The organism is Streptomyces sp. MMG1121, from assembly GCF_001280015.1.
In the GTDB taxonomy this organism is placed as follows: Bacteria; Actinomycetota; Actinomycetes; order Streptomycetales; family Streptomycetaceae; genus Streptomyces.
Map to the genome: position 1 here is coordinate 1 of NZ_LGDV01000199.1, position 26,767 is coordinate 26,767.

The window sequence follows — 26,767 nt, forward strand, 5'->3', positions numbered from 1 at the left end:
GACCAGATCCGCGAGATCACTGAGAGACTCGGAGTCATCGCACAACGCATCCAGACCGCCGACGCCGACAAGAAGGAGCCCCTCTACGAGGCCCTGGGCGTCACCATCGTGTACGACAACGCAACGAGGACCGCGACCGTTAGGTCGAGGCCCTCGCTTCGGTATCGCCATACAGGGTGTCCGAGGGGGGACTTGAACCCCCACGCCCGATAAAGGGCACTAGCACCTCAAGCTAGCGCGTCTGCCATTCCGCCACCCGGACTAGGTGTCTGCCGCCTTGCGGGGGCTGTTCCCCGCGGCGACATGGACAACAATACCAAGGTTTCGGAGTGCGTTTCACCTGCGTATCCGTGCCCTGGGCGGCGGCCCGGACCGGCCGGGCCGCCGGGGTGATGGCCGTACACAGAATGCGAGATTCCGCGTACTCGGCGTGAGGGTCATGGCATGAGCTGGTACTCCGGGAAGTTCCCCGGCGGCCGCTCGTCCGCCGGGCCCTGGGTGACGGCGCGTACCAGGAGGTCGCCGCCGACGAAGGCGCCGCGCCAGGACGCGCCGAAGCCGCCGAACAGCTCGTCGCGGTCGCCCCGGGAGCGGGGCGCCCCGTGACCGGTCTTGAAGGCGCGGATCTGCGGGGCCAGCCGGTCGTAGACGGCCCGGTCGTCCGTGGCGAGGGTGGCGACCAGCGCGCCGTTGGACGCGTTCATGGCGGCCAGCAACTCGGCCTCGGTGTCGACGAGGACGATCGTGTCGACCGGCCCGAAGGGTTCCGCGTGGTGCAGCGGGGAGGACGGGGGCGGGTTGAGGAGGGTCACCGGGTGGACGTAGGCGGAGGCGTCCTGGCCGGGCAGGAATCGCGCCGGGTCGGGCCGGCCCCGGTACAGCGGTACGGCGCCCCGGTCCACGGCCTCGGCGACCTGGTCGGTCAGCTCCTTGGCCTTGGCCGCGTGGATCAGGGGGCCGAAGTCGAGGGCCGGGAGCGGGTCGGCGGGGGCCGCCACCGCGAGGGGGTGACCGACGCGCACGGCCCGGACCGCCGGCAGATAGGCGGCCAGGAACGCGTCGAACAGCGAGCGCTGGACGACGAAACGCGGGTAGGCGGTGCAGCGCTGTTTTCCGTAGTCGAAGAGCTTCGGGATCACGGCGGTGAGCCGCTCCCAGCCGGAGTAGTCCCAGATGCCCCAGGTGTTGAGTCCCTCCTGTTCCAGGATGTGCCGTTTGCCGAGGTCGGCGACGGCGGTGGCGACGGCGGCGCCGGTGTCGCGGCCGCCGACGAAGGACACGCAGCCGATCTCCGGTGCTCGCACCAGCGCCTGGTTCAGCTCACGGCCGCTGCCGCCGACCAGAGTGACGGGCACTCCCTCGCGGGCAGCCAGTGCCGAGGCGAGGGTGAGGCAGGCCGCACCGCCGTCGGTCGGGGTCTTGGCGATCACGGCGTTTCCGGCCAGCGCCTGCACGAGGACGGCGTGCACGAGCACGCTCATCGGGTAGTTCCAGCTGGCGATGTTGGAGACCGGCCCGTCCAGTGGGGCCCGGCCGCCGAGCATCGCCTCGATGCCGTCGACGTACCAGCGCACACCGTCGATCGCGCGGTCCACGTCGGCGAGGGCCAGCCGCCAGGGCTTGCCGATCTCCCAGACGAGCAGCAGGGCGAGCAGCTCGCGGTGGGCGCTGAGCGCGTCCAGGGTGGCGGCGATCCGGGCCCGCCGTTCGGGCAGCGGTACGTGCCGCCAGGCGCGGTGCTGGTCGAGGGCGGCCCGTACGGCGTGCTGGGCGGTGGCGCCGTCCAGGCGCGGGGCGCCGGCGATCGGGGTGCCGTCGACCGGGGTGGTCGCCGGGAGCGTACGCCCGTCGGTCTGCCAGGCGGCGCCCCAGAGGTTGAGGACGCGCTCGTCGTGGAAGGCCTCGGGCGCGGCCGTGAGACAGCGCTGCCAGGCGTCGGCGTAGGCCGTGCCGGGTTTGATCAGGGTCGCGGTCGGGGGACTCGCCTCCGGCAGAGGGGTGTGCGGGTCCGGGGTGAGGGTGGGTGCCATACGTCAGCTCCGCTCTCGGTGCACGGTCGGGGCGGGGTGGGGTGGGTGACTGCTGGTGGTGCGGGGGAGGTTCGAGTGGCGGGGAGCTCCAGCCGCCCACGGCACGGGAGCTCCAGCCGCCCACGGCGCAAGGGCTCGGCCGTCCGCGGCACAGGAACTCCAGCCGCCCACGGCACAAGGGCTCGGCCGTCCACCGCAAAGGCGATCGGCCGTCCACGGCAAAGGCGATCCGGCCGCTCGGGACAGGGCATCGGTTCGCCTCATCGTGGCCGCTAGCCGTTGCGGAGGGTCTCCATGACCAGGCGGGCCGTTTCCGTCGGCGTACGGCCGACGCGGACGCCGGCCGACTCCAGGGCCTCCTGTTTGGCCCGGGCGGTGCCGGAGGAGCCGGAGACGATGGCGCCCGCGTGGCCCATGGTGCGGCCCTCGGGGGCGGTGAACCCGGCGACGTAGGCGACGACGGGCTTGGTGATGTGGTCGCGGATGCGGGCGGCGGCGCGTTCCTCCGCGTCGCCGCCGATCTCGCCGATGAGCACGATGAGTTCGGTGTCGGGGTCGTCCTGGAAGGCGGTCAGGCAGTCGATGTGGCTGGTGCCGACGACCGGGTCGCCGCCGATGCCGACGCAGGTGGAGAAGCCCGTGTCGCGCAGTTCGTACATCAGTTGGTAGGTGAGCGTGCCCGACTTGGAGACCAGGCCGACGGGGCCGGGCTTGGTGATGTCGGCGGGGATGATGCCGGCATTGGACTGGCCGGGGGTGATGAGGCCGGGGCAGTTGGGCCCGATGATCCGCGTGCCGGTGCGTCGCGCGTGCGCGGTGAAGGCGACGGTGTCGTGGACCGGGATGCCCTCGGTGATGACGACGGCGAGGGGGATCCGGGCGTCGGCGGCCTCGGTGACGGCGTCCTTGGCGAAGGCGGGCGGCACGAAGATGACGGTGACGTCGGCTCCGGTCGTCCGTATACCGTCGGCGACCGACCCGAAGACGGGTACCGTCCGCTCGTCGAAGTCGACGCACTGGCCGCTCTTGCGCGGGTTGACCCCGCCGACGACGTTCGTGCCGGCCGCGAGCATGCGCCGGGTGTGCTTCATGCCCTCGGCACCGGTCATGCCCTGCACGAGGACCTTGCTCTCCTTGGTGAGATGGATGGCCATGGATCGGCTCCTCAGGCTGTGTGGGCTAGTTCGGCGGCGCGGCGGGCGGCGTCGTCCATGGTGGTGGCCTGTTCGACCAGCGGGTGCGCGCGCTCGGCGAGGATCGCGCGGCCGCGTGCGGCGTTGTTGCCGTCGAGCCGGACGACGAGCGGCCTGGTGAGCCGAATGCGGCCGACCGCCGACACGATGCCCTCGGCGACCGTGTCGCAGGCGGTGATCCCGCCGAAGACGTTGACGAAGACGGACTTCACGGCCGGGTCGGCGAGGATCACCTCCAGCCCGTCGGCCATGATCCGGGCCGACGCGCCGCCGCCGATGTCGAGGAAGTTGGCGGGGCGGGCGCCGCAGCCGGCGACCACGTCGAGGGTCGACATGACCAGGCCCGCGCCGTTGCCGATGATGCCGACCTCGCCGTCGAGCCTGACGTAGTTGAGTTCGCGGTCGGCGGCCATCGCCTCCAGCGGATCGGGGTGCGCCTCGGCCTGCGCACCCCAACGGGTCTGCCGGAAGCGGGCGTTGTCGTCCAGTGTGACCTTGCCGTCGAGGGCGAGGACGTGTCCCTGGGCGGTCCGCACCAGGGGGTTGACCTCGACGAGCAGGGCGTCCTCGCGAACCAGCACCTGCCACAGCCGCACCAGGACGTCGGCGGTCTGCGGGGGCAGCCCGGCGGTGTGCGCGATCCTGGCCGCGACGGCGGAGGTGACGCCCTCGGCCCGGTCGACGGGGATGCGGGCCACGGCCTCGGGCCGGCTCGCGGCGACCTGCTCGATCTCCGTGCCGCCCTGTGCGGAGGCGATGGCGAGGAAACCACCGACGGCGCGGTCGAGGACGTAGGAGACGTAGAACTCCTCGGCCGTGTCGACCGGTTGGGCCAGCATGACCGTGTTGACCGTGTGGCCCTTGATGTCCATGCCGAGGATCTGGCGGGCCGTCGCTTCGGCGGCGGCGGGGTCGGCGGCGAGTCTGACCCCGCCGGCCTTGCCGCGGCCGCCGGTCTTCACCTGCGCCTTGACCACGGCCCGGCCGCCGAGTCGGCGGGCGATCTCGCGGGCCTCCTTGGGCGAGTCGGTGACCTCCGCCCGCGGTACCGGGATGCCGTGTTCCGCGAAGAGCTGCCGTGCCTGGTGTTCGTACAGGTCCATGTGCGGCTCCTGTCCGCGCGGCCGTCGCGAGCCCGCGTCGGCTGCGGCCTTGTCCGTGTGAAGTGAAGGGCTGGGGGGCGGCTCCGCTGGCGCGAAGGTGGCGGACTCCGATGACTGAAAAGTGCGTCTGCCCCCTGGACACCACCCACCGGGATGGGGGATAACAAGCTTCATACAGTATTCGTCGACTGTATGCAATCTACCGCATACACCGTGCCGTAGTGCGCATACAGGACACCGCGAGCCGCCCAACCCCCTACGAAAGGGACAGGACTTCGCCATGCCCGACGACACCCAGGACGTGATCTCCGGTGGTCATCTCGTTGCCAAGGCACTGAAGGCCGAGGGGGTCGACCGCATCTACACGCTGTGCGGCGGCCACATCATCGACATCTACGACGGTTGCGTCGACGAGGGCATAGAAGTAGTCGACGTACGCCACGAGCAGGTCGCCGCGCACGCCGCCGACGGCTATGCCCGGATCACCGGCAGGCCGGGCTGCGCGGTGGTCACCGCCGGACCCGGAACGACCGACGCCGTCACCGGAGTCGCCAACGCCTTCCGCGCAGAGTCCCCGATGCTGCTGATCGGTGGTCAGGGCGCGCTCACCCAGCACAAGATGGGGTCCTTGCAGGACCTGCCGCACGTCGACATGATGACGCCGATCACCAAGTTCGCGGCGACCGTGCCGGACACGGCGCGGGCGGCGGACATGGTGTCCATGGCGTTTCGCGAGTGCTATCACGGTGCACCCGGCCCCTCCTTCCTGGAGATCCCCCGCGACGTCCTGGACGCGAAGGTGCCGGCGGACAGGGCGCGGGTCCCGAAGTCGGGTTCCTACCGTGCCTCCACGCGCTCGGCCGGTGACCCCGAGGCGGTCGAGAGGCTCACCGACCTGCTGGTCCACGCCGAGAAGCCGGCCGTCCTGCTGGGCAGTCAGGTGTGGACGACCCGGGGCACCGAGGCGGCGACCGAGCTGGTGCGCACCCTCAACATCCCCGCGTACATGAACGGCGCCGGCCGTGGCACGCTCCCGCCAGGCGACCCGCACCACTTCCAGCTCTCGCGGCGCTACGCCTTCTCCCACGCCGACGTCATCGTGATCGTCGGCACCCCCTTCGACTTCCGCATGGGCTACGGCACACGTCTGTCCCCCGACGCGACGGTCGTCCAGATCGACCTGGACTACCGGACCGTCGGCAAGAACCGCGACATCGACCTCGGCATCGTCGGCGACGCCTCCCTGGTGCTGAAGTCCGTCACGGAGGCCGCTTCGGGCCGTGTCAACGGTGGTGCGTCCAAGCGCAAGGAGTGGCTGGACGAGCTGCGCGCCGCCGAGCAGACCGCGATCGAGAAGCGGTTGCCCAGCCTGAGGTCGGACGCCTCCCCCATCCATCCGTACCGCCTGGTCAGCGAGATCAACGACTTCCTCACCGAGGACTCGATCTACATCGGCGACGGCGGCGACATCGTCACCTTCTCCGGCCAGGTCGTCCAGCCCAAGTCCCCCGGCCACTGGATGGACCCGGGCCCGCTGGGCACCCTCGGCGTCGGAATCCCGTTCGTGCTCGCGGCCAAGCAGGCACGCCCGGACAAGGAGGTCGTCGCCCTCTTCGGCGACGGTGCCTTCTCCCTGACCGGCTGGGACTTCGAGACCCTGGTCCGCTACGACCTGCCGTTCGTCGGCATCGTCGGCAACAACTCCTCGATGAACCAGATCCGTTACGGCCAGGCCGCCAAGTACGGCCTGGAGCGCGAGCGGGTCGGCAACACCCTCGGCGACGTCCACTACGACAAGTTCGCCCAGATGCTCGGCGGTTACGGCGAGGAGGTGCGCGACCCCGCCGACATCGGCCCAGCGCTGCGCCGGGCCCGCGAGTCGGGCAAGCCGTCGCTGATCAACGTCTGGGTCGACCCGGACGCGTACGCCCCCGGAACCATGAACCAGACGATGTACAAGTGAGGTGTCCTTGCCATGACCAAGGCTCTCGAAGGCGTCCGCGTCCTCGACATGACGCACGTCCAGTCCGGTCCGTCCGCCACCCAGCTGCTCGCCTGGCTCGGCGCGGACGTCATCAAGCTGGAGGCGCCGTCCGGTGACATCACGCGCAAGCAGTTGCGCGACCTCCCGGACGTCGACTCCCTCTACTTCACGATGCTCAACTGCAACAAGCGGAGCATCACCCTCAACACCAAGACCGAGCGCGGCAAGGAGATCCTCACCGAGCTGATCCGGCGCTCGGACGTGATGGTCGAGAACTTCGGGCCCGGTGCGGTCGACCGCATGGGGTTCACCTGGGATCGCATCCAGGAGATCAACCCCCGGATCGTGTACGCGTCCATCAAGGGCTTCGGGGAGGGCCCGTACACCGGCTTCAAGGCGTACGAGGTCGTCGCACAGGCCATGGGCGGGTCGATGGCGACCACCGGGTTCGAGGACGGTCCGCCGCTGGCGACGGGGGCGCAGATCGGTGACTCGGGCACCGGAGTGCACACGGTGGCCGGGATACTGGCCGCACTCTTGCAGCGCGAGCGCACCGGACGCGGCCAGCGGGTCAACGTCGCCATGCAGCACGCCGTGCTCAATCTGTGCCGGGTCAAACTGCGCGACCAGCAGCGCCTGGTGCACGGGCCGCTGGCCGAATATCCCAACGAGGACTTCGGGGACGAGGTGCCCCGCTCCGGCAACGCCTCCGGCGGCGGCCAGCCCGGCTGGGCGGTCAAGTGCGCGCCGGGCGGCCCGAACGACTACGTGTACGTCATCGTCCAGCCCGTCGGCTGGCGGCCGATCACCGAGCTGATCGGCCGGCCCGAGCTCGCGGACGACCCCGAGTGGGCGACCCCGGAGGCGCGGCTGCCCCAGCTCACCAAGATGTTCCAGCTGATCGAGGAGTGGTCCTCGACGCTGCCCAAGTGGGAGGTGCTGGAGCGGCTCAACGCCCACAACATCCCGTGCGGGCCGATCCTGTCGACCAAGGAGATCATCGAGGACGCCTCGCTGGTCGCCAACGAGATGGTCGTCACCGTCCCGCACCCCGAGCGCGGCGAGTTCGTCACCGTCGGCAGCCCGCTCAAGCTCTCCGACTCCCCCGTCGAGGTGACGAGTTCACCGCTGCTGGGCGAGCACAACGCCGAGGTCTACGTCGGCGAACTGGGCCTCGGCGACGAGGAGTTGCGCCTGCTGAAGTCGAACGGAGTGATCTGACGTGATGGCCGAGGACCGGGAGCTGCGGGTACGCGCGCTTCTCGACGCGGTGCGCGCCGCGGACCGTACCGCACTGACCGCGCCCGAGGGCAAGGTGATCGCCGACGCGTACGGGATCGCCGTACCGGGCGAGGACCTGGCGACGGACGTGGACGAGGCGGTGGCCGCGGCGGCGCGTTTCGGGGGGCCGGTGGTCATGAAGATCGTCTCGCCGGACATCCTGCACAAGACCGACGCCGGCGGGGTCGTCGTCGGCGTGGCGGGCGCGGCGGACGTACGCGCGGCCTTCCACCGGATCATCGAGAACGCCCGCGCCTACGACGCCGGCGCCCGCATCGAGGGCGTCCAGGTGCAGGAGCTGCTGCCCCGGGGGCAGGAGGTGATCGTCGGCGCGGTCACCGATCCGACGTTCGGCAAGGTGGTGGCTTTCGGGCTCGGCGGGGTGCTGGTCGAGGTGCTGAAGGACGTGACCTTCCGGCTGGCTCCGGTGGACGCCGACGAGGCGCTGTCGATGCTGGACTCCGTCCGGTCGGCGGAGGTCCTGCGCGGGGTGCGCGGCCAGGCCGGAGTCGACCGGTGGGCCGTCGCCGAGCAGATCCGGCGGGTGTCCCAACTGGTCGCGGACTTCCCGGAGATCGCCGAGGTGGACCTCAACCCGGTGATCGCGACACCGGACGGCGCGGTCGCCGCCGACATCCGGGTGATCCTCGCCGACAAGCAGCCCGTATCTCGTCGACGGTATGCACGCGACGAAATCCTGTCGACGATGCGCCGTCTGATGCAGCCGGCCTCCGTCGCCGTCATCGGCGCCTCCAACGAGCCGGGCAAGATCGGCAATTCGGTGATGCGCAATCTCGTCGACGGCGGCTTCTCCGGGGAGATCCATCCGGTGAACCCCAAGGCCGATGACATTCTGGGCCGCAAGGCGTACAAGAGTGTCACGGACGTTCCCGGTGAGGTGGATGTGGCCGTGTTCGCCATTCCCGCCAAGTTCGTGGCCGCGGCCCTGGAGGAGGTGGGACGCAAGCGCATCCCCAACGCCGTCCTCATCCCCTCCGGCTTCGCCGAGACCGGCGAGCACGAACTCCAGGAGGAGATCGTCGAGATCGCGCAGCGGCACGGGGTGCGGCTGCTCGGTCCGAACATCTACGGCTACTACTCCACCTGGCAGGACCTGTGCGCCACGTTCTGCACGCCGTACGACGTCAAGGGCGGTGTGGCGCTGACCTCGCAGTCCGGCGGGATCGGCATGGCCATCCTCGGCTTCGCCCGCACCACGAAGACGGGTGTGTCGGCGATCGTGGGCCTCGGCAACAAGTCGGACCTGGACGAGGACGACCTGCTGACCTGGTTCGGTGAGGACCCGCACACCAAGTGCATCGCCATGCACCTCGAAGACCTCAAGGACGGCCGGGCGTTCGTCGAGGCGGCCCGCGCGACCGTCCCGAAGAAGCCGGTGGTGGTGCTGAAGGCGGGCCGTACGGCGGCGGGCGCGAAGGCGGCCGGCTCGCACACCGGGGCGCTCGCGGGCGACGACGCGGTCTACGACGACATCCTGAAGCAGGCGGGTGTCATCCGAGCACCGGGCCTGAACGACATGCTGGAGTACGCCCGCGCCCTGCCCGTCCTGCCCGCCCCGAAGGGCGACAACGTGGTGATCATCACCGGGGCGGGCGGCAGCGGGGTGCTGCTGTCGGACGCGGTGACGGACAACGGGCTGTCCCTGATGGAGATCCCGCCCGACCTGGACCAGGCGTTCCGCCGCTTCATCCCGCCATTCGGCGCCGCCGGCAACCCGGTGGACATCACCGGGGGCGAGCCGCCGTCGACGTACGAGGCGACGATCCGGCTGGGTCTTCAGGATCCGCGGATCCACGCGCTCGTCCTCGGCTACTGGCACACGATCGTCACCCCGCCGATGGTGTTCGCCGAGCTGACCGCGCGCGTGGTCGCCGAGTTCCGCGAGCGCGGGATCGAGAAGCCGGTCGTGGCGTCCCTCGCGGGCGATGTCGAGGTCGAGGAGGCCTGCCAGTACCTGTTCGAGCGGGGGGTCGTGGCGTACCCGTACACGACCGAGAGGCCGGTGGCCGTGCTGGGTGCGAAGTACCGGTGGGCACGGGCGGCGGGACTGCTGGGGGGCGGGTCATGAGGTGAGGGACGCGGGGTCCGGCCGGCGGTGCGCGTCGGCCGGACCCGGGACCCGTGAGCGCACGAAAGGCATTGGACAGGGGGCGCTGGCCAGAACTTTCGACGCAAAGGGTGGAACCGCGAGATGCACACCACCGATCCCCCCGCCTTCTCGCTGTGCAGGGAGGTGAGGGACCGCAGGGGCCGCGTCTACCGGGTCGGCGAGAGTGCCGTCGATCTGCTGGGCCGTGGCCGGATCTGGATGGTCGTCCTGCCCTGGGCGGGCATGACGGGCATCAGTTGTGCCGCGTACGCGTTGCTCGCGGCGCGCGGCGGTCTCCGTGCCGCCCACGGGTGGGGCGGGGACCTCTGGCCGGCGGGCCTGTGGGCGTTGTCCCAGGCCGCCGTCGCCTTCCCGGCCGGGCGGCTGCGGGAGAGCGGCCGGCTCTCCGCCCGCGCGGCCATGACGAGCGGAGCGCTCGCCACCTTGTCCGGGTACCTCGCGCTCGCCGCGGCACCGGGTCTGACCGCCGCCCGGCTCGGGTTCGGGGTGCTCGCCGGCGCCGGTGCGGGTCTGGTGCACACGACCTGTCTGACGTTGCCGGGCAAGTGGTGGCCCGAACGCCGGGGCGCCGTCACGGGTTTCGTGGCGAGCGGGCTCGCCGTCGGGGCCCTGCCGTTTCTGTTTCCGGCCGTGGCGGGGGCCGCGCCGCGGACCCTGCTCGCGGCCGCGGGGGCCGGGGCCTGCCTGGTGGTCACGGCGGCCGGACGGCTCTTCCGTGACCCGCCGCGGAACTGGTGGCCGCCCGGCCCCGACCCGCTGTCCGTGCCGGCGGATCCCGCCGTCCGGCGCGCCCGGCGGACGAACCCGCCGGCCGTACGCCACCACACCCCGCGACAGGCGGCCCGCACACCGGTGTTGTGGCTGACCGCGCTCTGTCTGCTGGGCGCGGCGGGCGTCACCGTGCTCGGCCTGTGCATGCAGACGTCGTACGGCCGGCAACTCGGGCTGTCCGCGGCCGCGGTGCGGTCCGTGACCGTGGCGGGCGGTGCCGCGGCGGCCGTGGCCGGCACGCTGTCGGACCGTGCCGGGCGGCGTAGCGCCCTGATCGCGGCCTGTCTGCTGCTGGGCGTCGCGCAGTTCGGGTCGCTGCTCGCGGGCCGCACCGGCGCCGCCGGCCTGCTGCTGTGCTCCGCCGCGGTCACGGCGGCCGCCGGCGCCGCGGTCCTGGCGCTGGTCACCGCGCTGGCCGCGGACCACTTCGGCGAGAACCACAGCGCGAGCATCCACGGGCTGCTCGCCACCGCCTGGCTGCTGCCGGTCGCCGTCGGCTGCGGTACGACGGCCGCGGAGCACGCCGCCCGGGTTGCGCACACCGCGTTCCTCCTGGCGGGCTGCACCGGGCTCGCCTGCGCCGTGGCGGCGCTCTTCCTCAAGGCGCCGGGTCGGCTCAGTGCCCGGCGCATCGTCCCCAATCCCCACCCCCTCGGCGAGGAGATGGCCTGACATGACGGCTGATCCGATGGCAACAAGGAACACGCCGGCCGATCCCGGCGCGGCGAACCGTTCGTACCGTGAAGTCACCGACTCCCGGGGGCGGGTCTACCGCGTCGGGGAGACGGACCGGGACATACTCGGCCACTCCCGCAAGCTCATGGTGTACCTGCCGTGGGTCGCGATGATGGCCATCAGCGTCTCGGAGTACGCCTACGGCTCCGCGGAGGACACGCTGTCCGCCGCGCACGGCTGGACGCAGAGCAACACCTTCTGGATCCTCAGCGTCTGGGTGTTCTTCCAGGCGGGCATCGCCTTCCCGGCCGGCTGGCTGCGCGAGCAGGGCCTGCTCACCGCCCGCCGCGCGTCCTACATCGGCGCCGGTATGTGCCTGCTCGGCTTCCTGGCCCTGTCGCACTTCCACAACGTCTGGCTGGCCATACTCGGTTTCGGCGTGGTGGGCGGTGTCGGCTCCGGGCTGATCTACGCCACCTGCATCAACATGGTCGGCAAGTGGTTCCCGGAACGGCGCGGCGCGAAGACCGGGTTCGTCAACGGCGGCTTCGCCTACGGCTCGCTGCCGTTCATCTTCATCTTCAACTACGCCTTCGACACCGGCAACTACAACGAGGTGATCGACCTGATCGGCGTCTATGTGCTGATCGCGGTCGCCGTGTGCGCGTGGTTCTTCAAGGACCCGCCGAAGAACTGGTGGCCGGCCGACGTCGACCCGCTGACGTTCGCCGGGAACAGCAAGAGCGCCACGAGCCTGGCCAAGAACCCGCCCGCGGTACGGCAGTTCACCCCGAAGGAGGCGGTCAGGACCGGCATGCTCCCGCTGATGTGGATCCTGGTCGTCATGACCGCGGGCGTGTCGATCTTCGGGATCTCCTTCCAGGTCGACTTCGCCAAGGACGTCGGATTCGGCCCGCTGGTCGCGGCCTCCTCGATGGGTGTCATGGCCGTCATCAACGGCGTCGGCCGCGGGGTGGTCGGCTGGCTGTCCGACCTGTGGGGCCGCAAGGTGACACTCGTGTTCGTCATCGTGGTCCTGGGGCTCGCCCAGTTCGGCGTCATCTGGGCCGGTGACATCAGGAACGAGTGGCTGTTCCTGTTCTTCGCCTTCCTCTCCGGCTTCGGCGGCGGCGCCTTCTACCCGATGTTCGCCGCCCTGACCCCGGACTACTTCGGCGAGAACTACAACGCCAGCAACTACGGCCTGGTGTACAGCGGCAAGCTGGTCAGCGGCCTGTTCGGCGGCGGCCTCGGCTCCATGGTGGTCGACGCCTGGGGCTACAACGGCGCCTACGCGCTGGCCGGCGGCGTCTCGATGGTGGCGGCGGCGATCGCGCTGCTGCTGCGCCAGCCCGGCCGGGACGACGGGACGGCGGCCGTCACGGCCCCGGAGGCACGGCCCGCGTCCTGAGCACAGCCCGTGGTGGCTCCCCCTCTACGATCTGCACACCGATCACCGGAGGGGGAACACCGCATGCACACCATGCCGTCGGCCACGGCGGCCGAGGAGACCGGGCGCCGGGTCACCACCCTGGAACTCTTCTTCGACCTGGTCTTCGTCTTCACGCTCACCCAGCTGACCGTGCTACTCACGCACGATCTGTCGTTCGCCACGGCCGGCCGGGTGGCACTGGTCCTCGTCGTGCTGTTCTGGATGTACGGCGCCTACGCCTACCTCACCAACCAGGTTCCGCCCGACCGCCCCTCCAGGCGGTTGCTGCTGATGTGCGGCATGGGCGCGTTCCTGGTGTGCGCGCTGGCGATCCCCCGGGTGTTCGAGGACACCGGCGTGGTCTTCGGCATCGGTTTCCTGCTCGTGGTCGTCGTGCACACCGCCTTGTACACCCGCAGCCACGGCTGGGACTCGATCTGGTACGGCGTCACCAACGCTCTCGCCGCCCTGTCCGTGACCGGCGCCGGTCTCGTCGACGGGCTCGCGGCCGACGGGCTGTGGGTGCTCGCGATCGCCCTGCAGTTCGTGACGCCGCTCGTGGCCGAACGCGGGCCGGGGCGCAAGGGCGGACGCAGCGCGGTGCTGGTGCGGGCAAGGCTCGGCGCCTTGGACCCGGCGCACTTCGTGGAGCGGCACGGGCTGCTGCTGATCATCGCCTTCGGCGAGTCCGTGATCTCCATCGGGGTCGGCATCGGCGATCTGCCGCTCACCCCGGGCCTGTTCGCCGGCGCGTTCCTGGCGCTGGCCCTGTCGGTCGCGCTGTGGTGGACGTACTTCGTGCGGGACGAGGAGGCCGCGGAGGCCGTGTTCCGGGCGACGCCACCGGCGGCACGCTGGCGGCTGGCGATGAACGCCTACTACTACGCCTTCCTGCCGATGCTGCTGGGCATCGCCTTTCTGTCCGCGGGCGTCAAGACGACCCTCGGCCGGCTGGACCAACACCCCCACTGGGGACCCGCGTTGGCGCTCTCGGGCGGGGTCGCGCTGTTCCTGGCGGGCGACGCGGCCTTCCGGGCGGTCCTCGCACTGCGGCCGGTCCGCCACCGCGCGGCCACCGCTCCGCTCGCCCTGGCCACCGCAGCGGCCGGCGTCCGTATGCCGGTCTACGGCGAACTCCTGCTGCTGGTGGCCCTGTTGGTGGGAATGCTGGCGGTGGAGGCCCGCGCCTGCGAGGCGGGCCGGCCGGCGGCGGAACCGGTGTGATCAGGTCTGGTTGCGCTCGTGGTAGGAGCGGCGGGTGTGCTCGGTGTGGCGGCGCATCAGGGAGGCGGCCCGCTCCTCGTCACGGTCGGCGATCGCGGTGATCAGTTCGCGGTGTTCGATCCACGACTGGCGCCCCCGCTGCCGGGCCACGGGGGTGTAGTACCACCGGACCCGACGGTCCACCTGGGCGGCGAGTTCGGCGAGGACCGCGTTGCCCGCCAGTTCCATGACCTTGGCGTGGAAGGCCGCGTTGAGGGCGACGGCACGGTCCACGTCGTCGGCGGCGACGGCTTTCTCGCCCTCGGCGCACAGTTCCTCCAGCGCGCCGACGCCCGGGGAGCCGGCCTGGATCGCGGCCAGCCGGGCCGCCTCGGCCTCCAGGAGAGTGCGGACCGTGAGCAGCTGATCGGCCTCCTGCTCGGTCGGCTCGTGCACGAACGCGCCCTGCGCGGGCCGCAGATCGACCCAGCCCTCGGTGTTGAGCCGCTGCAACGCCTCGCGCACCGGCTGCCGTGAGACACCGAGGTGCCCGGCCAGCTCGCTCTCCACCAGGTGCTGGCCGGGTTGCAGCGCGCGGGTGGTGATCAGCTCCAGCAGGGCCTCGTAGACGCGCTCGCGCAGCGGGCCGGGCCGTTCCAGCCTGGGCACGGCCCCCTGCGGCAGTCCGGTAGGCAACATCACGGTCCCCCTCCTGGGCAGGCCTGGCGCGTGAACGCTGGACGCTCAGTATCGATTGTCTTTTGTCTACAGTCTACGGTGCACAAAATCCAGGCCTGTTGCACCTGGTTCGCCGGTCGGTTCAGGGGCAGCGCACGACCTGCCCGGCGTACGACAGATTGCCGCCGAAGCCGAACAGCAGCACCGGATCGCCGCCGCGCAGCGCCCCCTGCTCCAGGAGCTTGGAGAAGGCGAGCGGAATGCTGGCCGCCGAGGTGTTACCGGACTCGGTGACATCGCGGGCCACCACGGCGTTGACGGCGCCGAGCCTCGCGGCGAGGGGCTCGATGATGCGCAGGTTGGCCTGGTGCAGGACGACGCCTGCCAGGTCCTCGGGGGCCACCCCGGCCTTCTCGCAGGCCTGGCGGGCGATGGCCGGCAGCTGGGTGGTGGCCCAGCGGTAGACGCTCTGCCCCTCCTGCGCGAACCTCGGCGGCGTGCCCTCGATCCGCACCGCGTGCCCCATCTGCGGCACCGACCCCCACAGCACCGGCCCGATCCCGGGCTCCTCCCCCGCGCCGCACGCCTCCACGACGACGGCTCCGGCCCCGTCGCCGACGAGGACGCAGGTGCTGCGGTCGGTCCAGTCGGTGACGTCGGACATCTTCTCGGCGCCGATGACCAGCGCCCGGGTGGCCGCTCCGGCGCGCACGGTGTGGTCCGCGGTGGCCAGGGCGTGGGTGAACCCGGCGCACACCACGTTCACGTCCATCGCGGCCGGCTGCGGGATGCCGAGCCGTGCCGCGACCCTGGCGGCGGTGTTCGGGGAGCGGTCGATCGCCGTGGAGGTGGCCACGAGGACCAGGTCGATGTCGGCGGGGGCCAGCCCGGCGGCGGCGAGGGCCTTGGCGGCGGCGTGTGCGGCCAGCTCGTCGACCGGCTCGTCGGGCCCGGCGATGTGCCGGGTGCGGATGCCGACCCGGCTGCGGATCCACTCGTCGCTCGTGTCGACCATGCCCGCCAGATCGTCGTTGGTGAGCACTCTGGCGGGCTGGTAGTGACCGATGGCGGCAATGCGCGAGCCGTGCATGGGGGGTCCCCTCGTGCCGTAGGTAGCGGGATCCACCAGTGTGAACAGTGACTCGCGGGTACGGCGGCAGGTGAAGCCACAGGAATCGGGCGCCGGGGTTGTCGGCTTCCCTGCGACCCTCCGACGCCCGGGTCCTCACCCGGTGAACAGCTGTGTCGCCTTCTGCACCAGTTCGTACACCCCGTAGGCGAGGGGCGCGCCCACCCACAGCCAGGCGAGGGCGATCAGTCCCCGGCGGGGGCTAGGCGGGCTGCTGTCGCTGGGCATCTGCGGCCTCCCTCTGGGCGGGGATGTGGTGGCGGGTGTGGACGGGACGGACGAGTTCGTTGGCGGCGAAGCCGACGACGAGCAGGCCGATCATGATGCCGAACGACAGCCCGTACAGCGCCGGGCCGTGCTTCCCGGCGCTCTTCTGCCGGTCGGCGATCCAGTTGACGATCAGCGGCCCGAGCACGCCTGCCGTGGACCAGGCGGTGAGCAGCCGGCCGTGGATGGCGCCGACCTGGTAGGTGCCGAAGAGGTCCTTCAGATAGGCCGGGATCGTCGCGAAGCCGCCGCCGTAGAAGGAGAGGATCACCAGCGCGCACAGCACGAACAGCGGTTTCGACGCGTCCCCGAACAGTGCGATCAGGAGGTACATCACGGCGCCGACGCCGAGGTAGACACGGTAGATGTTCTTGCGTCCGACGAGGTCGGAGGCGGAGGACCAGCCGATCCGGCCGGCCATGTTGGCGGCCGACAGCAGCGCGACGAAGCCGGCGGCCGCCGAGGCCGACACCGGGGTGGAGCTGTCCGCGAAGAAGTCCGTGATCATCGGCGCGGCCTTCTCCAGGATGCCGATGCCGGCGGTCACGTTCATGCACAGGACCACCCACAGGCACCAGAACTGCGGGGTGCGCACGGCGCTGCGCGCGGAGACCTGCGCACCGCCGACCGCGACGGCGGGCGTCGCGGTGGGTGCCCCGGCGCGCGGCACGCGCACGAGCAGTACGCCGAGCGTCATGAACACGGCGTACGACAGTCCGTGCACGAGGAACGCGAGCGCGATACCGGAGTGGCCGGTGCCGAAGGAGTCGAGCATCTGGGCCGACCAGGGCGAGGCGATCAGCGCGCCGCCGCCGAAGCCCATGATGGCGATGCCGGTGGCCATGCCGGGCCGGTCGGGGAACCACTTGATCAGGGTGGACACGGGTGAGATGTAGCCGATGCCCAGGCCGATCCCGCCGACGAAGCCGTAGCCGAGGACGATCAGCCAGTACTGCTTCGTCTCGGCGCCGAGTGCCGAGATCAGGAAGCCGGAGGAGAAGCAGACGAGGGCCACGGTCATCGCCCAGCGCGGTCCCTTGCGCTCGACGAGCGTGCCGCCGAACGCGGCCGACAGCCCGAGCATCACGATCGCCAGCTGGAAGGGCAGCGCGCTCCGGGTGCCGTCGAGGTGGAGTGCCGATTCGAGCGGTGGCTTGAACACGCTCCAGGCGTAGGCCTGACCGATGGACAGGTGGACGGAGAGGGCGGCGGGCGGGACGAGCCAGCGGCTCCAGCCCGGGGGTGCGACAGGGGGGCTGCTCATGGCGCCGGACCGTACGGCGGGGCGCGGGAGTTGGGAAGCGGCCTCGTCGACCGTATGTGATGAACGGTATGCGGAATGCGGTCAACGGTCGCCGCGCGAACCCTTGCCGCGACCCACTCCATACTGTAGACAATATTTCGTCGACAGGATTCAGCCGTCGGCCTCTCGGATTCCGGACCCTCCTCCCCCACCTCCGCGGTATCCCTCAAACCGAACGGAGTGCTTCCGTGAAAGTCGCAGTTCTCGGCGCCGGAGCCATCGGCGCCTACGCCGGTGCCGCGCTCCATCGCGCCGGCGCCGACGTGCACCTCATCGCCCGTGGACCGCATCTCGCGGCCATGAGGCAGCACGGAGTACGGGTGCTCAGCCCGCGCGGCGACTTCACCGCGCACCCCCGGGCCACCGACGACCCGGCCGACGTCGGCCCGGTGGACTACGTCTTCCTCGGCCTGAAGGCCAACGCGTACGCGGCGTGCGGGCCGCTGATCGCGCCGCTGCTGCACGAGCGCACCGCCGTGGTGGCCGCACAGAACGGCATCCCCTGGTGGTACTTCCACCGGCACGGCGGACCCTACGACGGCCGCCGGCTGCAGAGCGTGGATCCGGACGGCACCGTCAGCGCGGTCCTCGCCCCCGAACGGGCCGTCGGCTGCGTCGTCTACGCCGCGACCGAGCTCCAATCCCCCGGTGTGGTAAGGCACTTGGAGGGCACCCGGTTCTCCATCGGCGAACCCGACCGGAGCCTGTCGACGCGCTGCCTGGACTTCGGCGAGGCGATGCGGACCGGCGGTCTGAAGTGCCCGGTGGAGGAGGACCTGCGCGGCGACATCTGGGTGAAGCTGCTCGGGAACATCTCCTTCAACCCGATCAGCGCCCTGGCCCGCGCCACCATGCGGCAGATGTGCCTGCACGGCGGCACCCGCCTGGTCATCGAGACGATGATGCGCGAGACCCTCTCCGTCGCCGAGGCCCTCGGCTGCACCGTGGGCGTCTCCGTCGAGCGCAGGCTCGCGGGCGCGGAGCGCGTCGGCGACCACCGCACCTCCACCCTCCAGGACCTGGAGCGCGGCAAGCCGCTGGAGCTGGACGTGCTGCTCGCGGCCGTCGTCGAGCTCGCGGAGATCACCGGCGTGCAGGTGCCCACGCTGCGCACCGTGCACGCGATATCGGACCTGCTCGCCCTGAGGAGCGCCGCATGAGGACACGGCAGCCGAAGACCTACAGCCGGCTCACCCACCCGCTGGTGCGCGACTGCCGCGACGAGCCGCTGCGGCCGGCGAGCTGGCAGGAGGCGCTGGACCGGGCGGCCCGGGGGCTCGCCCGCCACCGGGACGCGTTCGGCATGTTCTCCTGCGCCCGCGCCACCAACGAGACGAACTACGTGGCCCAGAAGTTCGCCCGGGTCGTGATGGGCACCAACAACGTCGACTCCTGCAACCGGACCTGTCACGCCCCGAGCGTCGCGGGTCTGTCGGCCGCGTTCGGCTCCGGCGGCGGCACCTCGTCGTACGAGGAGATCGAGCACACCGACGTGATCGTGATGTGGGGCTCCAACGCCCGGTTCGCGCATCCGATCTTCTTCCAGCACGTACTGAAAGGGATCAGGAACGGCGCCCGGATGTACGCGGTCGATCCGCGCCGCACGTCCACCGCCCAGTGGGCGGAGGGCTGGCTCGGGCTGAACGTCGGCACCGACATCCCGATGGCGCACGCGATCGGCCGCGAGATCATCCGGACCGGCCTGGTCAACGAGGCGTTCGTCGAGCGGGCGACCACCGGATTCGAGGAGTACCGCGAGCTGGTCGAGCCCTGGACGCTGACGCTCGCCGAGAAGGTGACCGGCGTACCGGCCCGAGCGATCCGGGAGTTGGCGCATGCCTACGCCCGCGCCGAGCGCGCGCAGCTGTGCTGGACGCTCGGCATCACCGAGCACCACAACGGCACCGACAACGTCCGCGCGCTGATCAACCTGTCCCTGCTCACCGGCCACGTGGGCCGCTACGGCTCCGGGCTCCAGCCACTGCGCGGGCAGAACAACGTGCAGGGCGGAGGCGACATGGGCGCGATCCCGAACCGGCTGCCCGGCTTCCAGGACATCCTCGACGCGGATGTGCGGCTGAAGTTCGAGTCGGCGTGGGACACCGTCATCCAGCCGCACTACGGGCTGACCCTGACGGAGATGTTCGAGGCGTTGGAGGAGGGCTCGCTGCGGGCCGTGTACTGCATCGGCGAGAACCCGGCCCAGTCGGAGGCCGACGGCGAGCAGGCCGTACGGCGCCTCAAGGCGCTGGACTTCCTCGTCGTACAGGACATCTTCCTCACCAGGACGGCCGAGTTGGCGGACGTCGTGCTGCCGGCCAGCGCCGGATGGGCGGAGACGGAGGGGACGACCACCAACAGCGAGCGGCGGGTGCAGCGGGTGCGGCGGGCCGTGACCCCGCCCGGTGAGGCCCGCGAGGACATCGACATCATCTGCGAGCTGGCGGCCCGCCTCGGCCACGACTGGAAGTACGCCGACGCCGAGACCGTCTGGAACGAGCTGCGGTCGGTCTCCCCGGACCACTACGGGATGACGTACGAGCGGCTGGAGGAGCACCGGGGCATCCAGTGGCCCTGCCCGAGCACCCAGCGGCTCGAACCGACCTATCTGCACCGCAGGTTGTGGGAGACCGATCCCGGTCGGCGGGGGACGCCGGCGCCGTTCGGGCTGGTGCCGCACGATCCGCCGGTGGACCTGACCGACGAGACGTACCCGATCCGGCTCACCACCGGGCGGCGCCTGGACTCGTACAACACCGGTGTGCAGAGCGGCGGTTTCGCCTCGCCGCTGCGCCGCGGCGAGTACGTCGAGCTGTGCCCGGAGGACGCCGAACGGTACGGGGTCGTGGCCGGCGAGGAGGTCCGGGTGTCCTCGCGGCGCGGATCGGTGCTGGCGCCGGTGTGGATCGACACCGCGCTCCGGCCTGGCCTGGCCTTCATGACCATGCACTTTCCCGACGAGGTCGACACCAACCAGCTGACGATCGAGGCCAATTGCCCGATCGCGGGGACGGCGGAGTTCAAGGCGTCGGCGATCCGCATCGACAGGCTCCCGGCCACGACGCATGTGAGGTGAGGGCATGGATCTGCGCTTCGGCGACAGCAAGCCGACGGACGAGGAACGGGCGGCCGTGGAAGCCCTGTTGGGACCGCCGGAGTCCTCCTGGGAGGGCGCCGACCGCACGGATGCCGACCTGAGGTGGGCGCGCGGCGGCCGGGCGGCCCGCGACCGGCGCGATCTGCTGCTGCCGGGGCTGCACGCCCTGAGCGACCGTGTCGGCTGGATCAGTGAGGGCGGCCTCGGCTATCTGTGCCGCAGGCTGACCGTGCCGCCGGCCGAGGCGTACGGCGTGGCGACCTTCTACGCCATGTTCTCGCTCCGCCCGCGCCCCGCGACGGTCCTGCACGTGTGCACCGACCTGGCCTGTGCGGCGGCCGGCGCGGACGCGCTGTGCGCCGGGGCCACGGCGCGGCTGGGCCCGGACAGCGGGGTGAGCGTCGAACGCAGCCCCTGTCTGGGCCTGTGCGAACGGGCCCCGGCCGCGCTCGCGATCCGGGCGGGCGAGCAGGTGCGCACGGCCGTGGCGGCGCCCGCGTCCGTGGACTCGGCCGTGCGCACGGCGAGCGCACCGGACGCGGCGGACGAGGAACCCCCGGCCGTGGCGGCGGTGCCGCAGGCGGGGGACGCGACACTGATGCTGCTGGGCCGCGTCGGCGTGGTCGATGCGGCCTCACTGGACGACTACCGGGCACACGGCGGATACACGGCACTGCGCCGGGCCTTCGAGCTGGGGCCCGCCGGGGTGATCCGCGAGGTGACCGACTCGGGTCTGGTGGGGCGCGGCGGAGCCGCCTTCCCCACGGGTCGCAAGTGGCAGGCCACGGCGTCCCAGCCCGACCACCCGCACTATCTCGTCTGCAACGCCGACGAATCCGAGCCGGGCACCTTCAAGGACCGCGTGCTCATGGAGGGCGACCCGTACGCGCTGGTCGAGGCGATGACCATCGCGGCGTACGCCACCGGCGCCCACCAGGGCTACCTGTATCTGCGCGGCGAGTACCCGCGCGCCCTGCGCCGCCTGGAGCATGCGATCGCGCAGGCACGCGCGCGTGGCTTCCTCGGGGACGACGTCCTCGGTCAGGGCTACGCCTTCGACATCGAGATCCGGCGGGGCGCGGGAGCGTACATCTGCGGTGAGGAGACCGCCCTGTTCAACTCGATCGAGGGGTACCGGGGCGAGCCGCGCACCAAGCCGCCGTTCCCGGTGGAGAAGGGGCTGTTTGGCAGGCCCACGGTCGAGAACAACGTGGAGACGCTGGTCAACGTGTTGCCGATCCTGACGCGGGGCGCCCCGGCGTACGCGGCGATCGGCACGGAGCGCTCCACCGGGCCGAAGCTGTTCTGCGTCTCGGGCAGCGTGGCCCGCCCGGGCGTGTACGAGCTGCCGTTCGGGGCGACGCTCGGCGAACTGCTGAGCCTGGCCGGAGCGCGGGACGGGCTGCGGGCGGTACTGCTCGGCGGCGCGGCCGGCGGATTCGTGCGACCCGACGAGCTGGACATCCCGCTGACCTTCGAGGGCACCAGGGAAGCCGGCACGACACTCGGCTCCGGTGTGGTCATGGCGTTCGACGCCACCGTGCCGCTGCCCCGGCTGCTGCTGCGCATCGCCGAGTTCTTCCGGGAGGAGTCCTGCGGGCAGTGCGTGCCGTGCCGGGTCGGCACCGTCCGCCAGGAGGAGGCGCTGCGCCGGATCGCCGAGCGCACCGGAGCCGCGGCCGCCGACGACATCGCGCTGCTGCGGGAGATCGGCCGGGCGATGCGGGACGCCTCGATCTGCGGTCTGGGGCAGACCGCGTGGAACGCCGTGGAATCCGCCATCGACCGTCTGGGGGCGTACGCATGACCGTCACACCGCTCGGGATCCCCCGCCGGCTGCTGGAGTTCACGATCGACGGCGCACCGGTCCGGGTGCCGGAGGGCTCCACCGTGCTGGACGCCTGCCGGGCCGCGGGCAAGGACATCCCCACCCTGTGCGAGGGCGACACGCTGCGGCCGAAGAACGCCTGCCGGCTGTGCGTGGTGGACGTGACGGGGTCGCGGACGCTGGTGCCGGCCTGCTCCCGCGAGGCCGAGCCCGGGATGGAGGTGCGCACGGACAGCGAACGGGCCCGGCACAGCCGCAGGATCGTCCTGGAGCTGCTCGCCTCCTCGGTCGACCTGTCGACCACCCCGCGGGCCGCCGAGTGGATCAAGGAGTACGGCGCGAAGCCGGACCGTTTCGGCCCCGACGCGGCCCGGCTGAACGAGGAACCGAAGGTCGACAACGACCTGTACGTACGCGACTACGACAAGTGCATCCTGTGCTACAAGTGCGTCGACGCCTGCGGCGACCAGTGGCAGAACTCCTTCGCGATCTCGGTGGCCGGGCGGGGTTTCGACGCGCGGATCGCCGTGGAGCACGACGCCCCGCTGACCGATTCGGCCTGCGTGTACTGCGGGAACTGCGTCGAGGTGTGCCCGACCGGGGCGCTGTCGCCGCGCACCGAGTTCGACATGCGGGCGGCCGGCACGTGGGACGAGTCGCGGCAGACGGAGACGGCCACGGTGTGCGCGTACTGCGGAGTGGGCTGCACCCTCACGCTCCATGTGCAGGACAATGAGATCGTGAAGGTCACCTCTCCGCACGACAACCCGGTGACCCACGGCAATCTCTGCATCAAGGGCCGTTTCGGCTACCAGCACGTACAGAACCGGGGCTGATCAGGACATGGGACGAGTCACGGAACGACGCAAGGTGCTTCGCATCCGGGACGGGGCGGTCTCCACCCGACCGGACACGCTCGTCGCCGAGGAACCTCTGGAGATCCGGCTCAACGGAAAACCCCTCGCGATCACCATGCGCACCCCGGGCGACGACTTCGCGCTGGCGGCCGGTTTCCTGGTGAGCGAGGGCGTACTGGCCACCGCGCACGATCTGCGGAACATCGTCTACTGCGCGGGGGCCACCGCAGACGGCTCGAACACCTACAACGTGGTCGACGTGAAGACCGCGCCCGGCGTCAGCCTCCCGGACTTCACCCTGGAGCGGAACGTCTACACGTCCTCCTCGTGCGGCCTGTGCGGCAAGGCCAGCCTGGACGCCGTGCGTACGACCGCGCGCTTCCCGATCGCCGACACTCCCCCGGTCCGGGTCACCCCCGAGCTGCTGGCGTGCCTCCCCGACCGGCTGCGGGCGGCCCAGCGGGTGTTCGACCGGACCGGGGGTCTGCACGCGGCGGCCCTGTTCACCGAGGACGGCGAGCTGCTGGACATACGGGAGGACGTGGGCCGGCACAACGCGGTGGACAAACTGGTCGGGCGGGCGCTCCAGAACGGCGATCTGCCGCTGTCCCGGACGATTCTGCTGGTCTCCGGCCGGGCCTCGTTCGAGCTGGCGCAGAAGGCGGTGATGGCGGCCATCCCGGTGCTGGCGGCGGTGTCGGCGCCCTCGTCGCTCGCGGTGGACCTGGCCGCCGAGACGGGGCTGACCCTGGTGGGTTTCCTGCGGGGCAGCTCGATGAACGTGTACGCGGGCGAGGACCGCGTCGCCCTGCGAGAGGCGGCCGCCCGGGGCTGAGGCCGATTCCCCGCGACACGGCGGCGGGGCCCCGCCCGGCGGGGAGCGCCCCCTGCGCCACGGGGCCCCGCCTCAACCCCTCGGCATCGCCCCCCTCGGCCACCCGCCACGCGGCCCTCGGCCACCGCCGGGCGCCCCTCGGCCACCGCCGGGTGCCCCCGTCACCGGCGGCACGCCTCAGCCGCCTCAGCCGCCTCAGCCGCCTCCCGTCACCCCGTCCGCCCCCGCGCACGTCACCGCCGCCGCTGCCTCGGCGAAGGCCGTGATCAGGGCTGAGGCCCGGCCGGCCGCCCAGGCCAGCAGTACCTGGTCGGGTTCGGCGTCGGTGACCGGGACGTAGCCGATGTCCGGGCGGGAGTACTGCTCGGCGACGGAGCGCGGCACGAGTGTGATGCCGGTGCCCGCCGCCACGCACTCGAACTTCTCCTCGATGGTGCGGATCGGCAGTTCGCCCGGCCGGGGGTCGGCGTACCTCAGCCACCGCTCGCCGTCGAGGTCGGCGAGGGACAGCTCCTGTTTCCCGGCGAGCCGGTGATCGCCGGGGAGCATGGCCACCCGGGTCTCGCTGTACAGGGGCCGCAACTGCAGTCCGTCCTCCCGCACCGGGCGTCGTACGAAGGCGACGTCGATGGTGCCGTCGAGGACCAGCCGTTCCTGGTCGTCCCACTCGATGCGGCGAGCGGTGCGCTCCACGTCCGGGTACGCCGCCGCGAAGGCCCGCAGGGCGGGGGTGACGACGACGCCGGCGCGGAAGCCGACGAGCAGCCGCCGGCGCCCGCCTGCGGCGCGTTGCACGCGACGCCGGGTGCCGTCGGCCGCCGTGAGCAACTGCCGCGCTTCGTCGAGGAGTTGGGTTCCAGCGTCGGTCAACGTCACGCCGTGGGCGCCGCGTACGAACAGGTCGGCACCCAAGTCCTTCTCCAGGGCGCGGACCTGACGGCTGAGGACCGGCTGGGTGATGTGCAGACGCTCGGCGGCGCGGCCGAAGTGGAGCAGTTCGGCGACCGCCACGAAGTAGCGGACCTTGCGCAGATCCAGGTCCATGGCTGCCCCTTTCGATGCCTTCAGGGTATCGCCATCGCCGAAAGAGGTCTTGGACGCGGACCCTGGTACGACCGCAGGCTGTAACCGTCCGAACGAGACGGAACACCGGTACGGAAAGGGATGTGCCATGAATCTGCGGGGACAGCGTGTCGTCGTCATCGGGGGCACCTCGGGCATCGGGCTCGCGGTGGCCGAGGGCGCGGCGCGGGAGGGCGCCGAGGTACTGGTCGCCTCGCGCCGGCAGGAGCGTGTGGACGCGGCACTGAAACGGCTGCCCCGGGGCACCGAGGGGCAGGTGCTGGACGCGACGGACGAGGACGCGGTGCGCGACTTCTTCGAGCGGATCGGCGCGTTCGACCACCTGGTGTACACGGCGGGTGAGTCGCTGCTGCTGGAGAGCGTGGCCGGGACGAGCCTCGCGCGGGCCCGGCGGTTCCTGGACACGCGGCTGTGGGGGGCGTACGCGGCGGTGAAGTACGCCGTGGCCTCGATCCGCCCGGGCGGTTCGGTGGTGCTGACCACGGGGACGGCGGGGCGCCGGCCGCTGCCCGGTTCGAGCGCCGCGTCCGCGCTGTGCGGGGCGATGGAGTCACTGACCCGGGCGCTGGCCGTGGAGCTGGCGCCGGTACGGGTCAACGCGGTCTCGCCGGGGCTCGTGCGCACCGAGCTGTGGCGGGATGTGCCGGAGGCGGACCGGGAGGGGCTGTTCCGGTCGTCCGCCGAGTCACTGCCGGTGGGGCGGGTCGGCGAGCCGGCGGATGCGGCGGAGGCGTACCTGTATCTGCTGCGTGGGGGCTACAGCACCGGTTCGGTGGTGGTCGTGGACGGCGGTGGCACGCTGGTCTGAACGGTCAGGCGCCGCCGAGGCGTACGTCGGCCACGGTCACGACCGTGCCGAGGCGGGGGAAGTCGAGCCGGACGGACGCCTCGTGTTCGGCGGCGGTGAACGCGGCCATGGCGTCGGCCACGAAGACGAGGTCGTAGCCGAGGTCGGCGGCGGCGCGGGCGGTGGACTCGACGCCGAGGTTGGTGGCGACGCCGCCGAACACCAGCGTGGTGACGCCGCGTTCGCGCAGCCGCTCGTGCAGGCCGGTGCCCTGGAAGGCGCCGAGGGTCCGTTTGACGATCTCCAGGTCGCCCTCGCGGCCGAGGCCGGCCACCAGGGCGCTGCCGGGCGGCTGTTCGGCGACCCTCGGGCGTTCGACCCGGACGAGCACGACGGGCGCTCGGGCGGCGCGGAAGGTGTACGCCAACTCCTCGGCGGCGGCGAGCACTTCGGTGCCTTTGCGGGGTTCCAGGGGCAGCGCGACGATGCGGTCCATCAGGTCGATGAGGATCAGGGCCGTACGCTGCGGATCGAGGACGGGAGCTGCGGTCATGACGGAACGTTAGCCGCCGTCAGCCGTCCGTGCCGGAAATCCGGATCAACAGGCCCATGAACTGATCGCGTTCGGTGGCCGACAGCGGGGCGAGCAGGTCGTCGTTCGCCGCGCGGGCCGCCTTCTCGCAGCGCACGAGGAGGCGGGCGCCCTCGTCGGTGAGGGACACGGCGTTCTTGCGCCGGTCCCGGAGGTCGGGGACGCGGACGACGTGCCCGGCGGACTGCAGGTCGTTGAGGACGCCGACCAGGTCCTTGGGGTCGAGGCCGACGCTGCGGCCCAGGTCGGCCTGGGCCACCGGGGCGAGGTCACGGACGGCGGAGAGGACCACGTGGTGCCACATCTTCATGTCCTCGGCCGCGAGGGCGTCGACGACCAGTGCACGGCCCCGGGCGGCGGCGCGACCGAGGAGCCAGCTGGGCAGGGAACGGATCGCGGGCAGGGGTGCTTCGGTCATGTCCGCAGCTTATCCGAGAACCATTGGACCTTCCAATGAATCCACGCTACCGTTGGGACTCCCAACGACTTCATGGGTGTTCCCAACGAT

Annotated in this window: 22 protein-coding genes, 1 tRNA gene and 1 pseudogene; 13 read left to right on the forward strand and 11 right to left on the reverse strand. The window is 71.5% G+C overall.

Translation table 11 applies throughout. The features are described 5' to 3' along the window. Positions 1–213, forward strand: a pseudogene (locus ADK64_RS47490) (recombinase family protein); the annotation flags it as partial. Here ADK64_RS47490 and ADK64_RS24160 read toward each other — a convergent pair. From ADK64_RS24160 to sucC, 4 genes are all read right to left on the reverse strand, one after another. Beyond that, a tRNA-Leu gene (locus ADK64_RS24160) sits at positions 178–262 on the reverse strand. The pseudogene ADK64_RS47490 and the gene ADK64_RS24160 sit on opposite strands and share 36 nt — an antisense overlap. A gap of 175 nt (positions 263–437) precedes the next feature. Then, the gene (locus ADK64_RS24165; protein WP_053661937.1) at positions 438–2,030 is read right to left on the reverse strand and encodes an aldehyde dehydrogenase family protein; all 1,593 of its coding nucleotides are present in this window, start codon (positions 2,028–2,030) and stop codon (positions 438–440) included. A gap of 272 nt (positions 2,031–2,302) precedes the next feature. Beyond that, positions 2,303–3,184 (reverse strand): succinate--CoA ligase subunit alpha, encoded by an 882-nt coding sequence (gene sucD, locus ADK64_RS24170; RefSeq protein ID WP_053661938.1) that lies wholly within the window; start codon positions 3,182–3,184, stop codon positions 2,303–2,305. 11 nt (positions 3,185–3,195) lie between these two features. Next, positions 3,196–4,326 carry an ADP-forming succinate--CoA ligase subunit beta gene (sucC, locus tag ADK64_RS24175; RefSeq protein WP_053661939.1) on the reverse strand — a complete coding sequence of 377 codons (1,131 nt, stop codon included), beginning with the start codon at positions 4,324–4,326 and terminating at the stop codon, positions 3,196–3,198. Positions 4,327–4,606: 280 nt separating this feature from the next. On the opposite strand from sucC, the gene ADK64_RS24180 reads away from it, so the two are divergent. The 6 genes from ADK64_RS24180 to ADK64_RS24205 all read left to right on the forward strand — a co-directional run bounded on the left by ADK64_RS24180 (position 4,607) and on the right by ADK64_RS24205 (position 13,824). Then, positions 4,607–6,289 carry a thiamine pyrophosphate-binding protein gene (locus ADK64_RS24180; protein WP_053661940.1) on the forward strand — a complete coding sequence of 561 codons (1,683 nt, stop codon included), beginning with the start codon at positions 4,607–4,609 and terminating at the stop codon, positions 6,287–6,289. Between the two features lie 12 nt (positions 6,290–6,301). Then, positions 6,302–7,531 (forward strand): formyl-CoA transferase, encoded by a 1,230-nt coding sequence (gene frc, locus ADK64_RS24185; RefSeq protein ID WP_053661941.1) that lies wholly within the window; start codon positions 6,302–6,304, stop codon positions 7,529–7,531. A gap of 4 nt (positions 7,532–7,535) precedes the next feature. Further along, positions 7,536–9,680 (forward strand): acetate--CoA ligase family protein, encoded by a 2,145-nt coding sequence (locus ADK64_RS24190; RefSeq protein WP_053662026.1) that lies wholly within the window; start codon positions 7,536–7,538, stop codon positions 9,678–9,680. A 123-nt stretch (positions 9,681–9,803) separates the two neighbouring features. Next, positions 9,804–11,165: an MFS transporter gene (locus ADK64_RS24195; protein ID WP_053661942.1), complete on the forward strand. Its 1,362-nt coding sequence runs from the start codon at positions 9,804–9,806 to the stop codon at positions 11,163–11,165. Between the two features lies 1 nt (position 11,166). Then, positions 11,167–12,579 (forward strand): OFA family MFS transporter, encoded by a 1,413-nt coding sequence (locus tag ADK64_RS24200; protein WP_078992805.1) that lies wholly within the window; start codon positions 11,167–11,169, stop codon positions 12,577–12,579. 63 nt (positions 12,580–12,642) lie between these two features. Further along, a complete protein-coding gene (locus ADK64_RS24205) occupies positions 12,643–13,824 on the forward strand; it encodes a low temperature requirement protein A (RefSeq protein WP_053661943.1) in 1,182 nt (393 codons plus the stop codon). Here ADK64_RS24205 and ADK64_RS24210 read toward each other — a convergent pair whose 3' ends face one another. From ADK64_RS24210 to ADK64_RS24220, 4 genes are all read right to left on the reverse strand, one after another. Next, positions 13,825–14,502 (reverse strand): GntR family transcriptional regulator, encoded by a 678-nt coding sequence (locus ADK64_RS24210; RefSeq protein ID WP_053661944.1) that lies wholly within the window; start codon positions 14,500–14,502, stop codon positions 13,825–13,827. 121 nt (positions 14,503–14,623) lie between these two features. Beyond that, positions 14,624–15,571, reverse strand: a complete 948-nt coding sequence (locus ADK64_RS24215) for a beta-ketoacyl-ACP synthase III (RefSeq protein ID WP_053661945.1) — start codon at positions 15,569–15,571, stop codon at positions 14,624–14,626. A 135-nt stretch (positions 15,572–15,706) separates the two neighbouring features. Further along, the gene (locus ADK64_RS48465) at positions 15,707–15,838 is read right to left on the reverse strand and encodes an MFS transporter small subunit (protein WP_267888562.1); all 132 of its coding nucleotides are present in this window, start codon (positions 15,836–15,838) and stop codon (positions 15,707–15,709) included. Next, positions 15,813–17,141 carry an OFA family MFS transporter gene (locus tag ADK64_RS24220; RefSeq protein ID WP_053661946.1) on the reverse strand — a complete coding sequence of 443 codons (1,329 nt, stop codon included), beginning with the start codon at positions 17,139–17,141 and terminating at the stop codon, positions 15,813–15,815. The genes ADK64_RS48465 and ADK64_RS24220 overlap by 26 nt, the downstream gene beginning before the upstream one ends. Positions 17,142–17,368: 227 nt before the next feature. Between ADK64_RS24220 and ADK64_RS24225 the strand changes: the two genes are divergently transcribed. Genes ADK64_RS24225 through fdhD form a run of 5 tightly spaced genes read left to right on the forward strand, consistent with a single transcriptional unit; the run spans position 17,369 to position 23,797 of the window. After that, positions 17,369–18,340: a 2-dehydropantoate 2-reductase gene (locus ADK64_RS24225; RefSeq protein ID WP_053661947.1), complete on the forward strand. Its 972-nt coding sequence runs from the start codon at positions 17,369–17,371 to the stop codon at positions 18,338–18,340. Next, entirely contained in the window at positions 18,337–20,256 is a 1,920-nt protein-coding gene (locus ADK64_RS24230; RefSeq protein WP_053661948.1) for a molybdopterin oxidoreductase family protein, read from the forward strand. Before ADK64_RS24225 ends, ADK64_RS24230 begins: the two co-directional genes overlap by 4 nt. A gap of 4 nt (positions 20,257–20,260) precedes the next feature. Further along, a complete protein-coding gene (locus tag ADK64_RS24235; protein ID WP_053661949.1) occupies positions 20,261–22,084 on the forward strand; it encodes an NADH-ubiquinone oxidoreductase-F iron-sulfur binding region domain-containing protein in 1,824 nt (607 codons plus the stop codon). Beyond that, entirely contained in the window at positions 22,081–22,941 is an 861-nt protein-coding gene (locus tag ADK64_RS24240; RefSeq protein WP_053661950.1) for a 2Fe-2S iron-sulfur cluster-binding protein, read from the forward strand. Before ADK64_RS24235 ends, ADK64_RS24240 begins: the two co-directional genes overlap by 4 nt. Before the next feature lie 7 nt (positions 22,942–22,948). Continuing rightward, on the forward strand, positions 22,949–23,797 hold the full coding sequence (gene fdhD, locus ADK64_RS24245) for a formate dehydrogenase accessory sulfurtransferase FdhD (protein WP_053661951.1): 849 nt from the start codon (positions 22,949–22,951) through the stop codon (positions 23,795–23,797). A gap of 195 nt (positions 23,798–23,992) precedes the next feature. On the opposite strand, the gene ADK64_RS24250 is transcribed toward fdhD, so the two are convergent. Further along, the gene (locus ADK64_RS24250) at positions 23,993–24,841 is read right to left on the reverse strand and encodes a LysR family transcriptional regulator (protein ID WP_053661952.1); all 849 of its coding nucleotides are present in this window, start codon (positions 24,839–24,841) and stop codon (positions 23,993–23,995) included. A 127-nt stretch (positions 24,842–24,968) separates the two neighbouring features. On the opposite strand from ADK64_RS24250, the gene ADK64_RS24255 reads away from it, so the two are divergent. After that, entirely contained in the window at positions 24,969–25,688 is a 720-nt protein-coding gene (locus tag ADK64_RS24255; protein WP_053661953.1) for an SDR family oxidoreductase, read from the forward strand. 4 nt (positions 25,689–25,692) lie between these two features. Here the strand turns inward: ADK64_RS24255 and ADK64_RS24260 are convergent, their stop codons facing one another. Then, positions 25,693–26,220 (reverse strand): isochorismatase family protein, encoded by a 528-nt coding sequence (locus ADK64_RS24260; protein ID WP_053661954.1) that lies wholly within the window; start codon positions 26,218–26,220, stop codon positions 25,693–25,695. A 19-nt stretch (positions 26,221–26,239) separates the two neighbouring features. Beyond that, the gene (locus tag ADK64_RS24265) at positions 26,240–26,677 is read right to left on the reverse strand and encodes a MarR family winged helix-turn-helix transcriptional regulator (RefSeq protein ID WP_053661955.1); all 438 of its coding nucleotides are present in this window, start codon (positions 26,675–26,677) and stop codon (positions 26,240–26,242) included. Between the last annotated feature and the right edge of the window lie 90 nt (positions 26,678–26,767).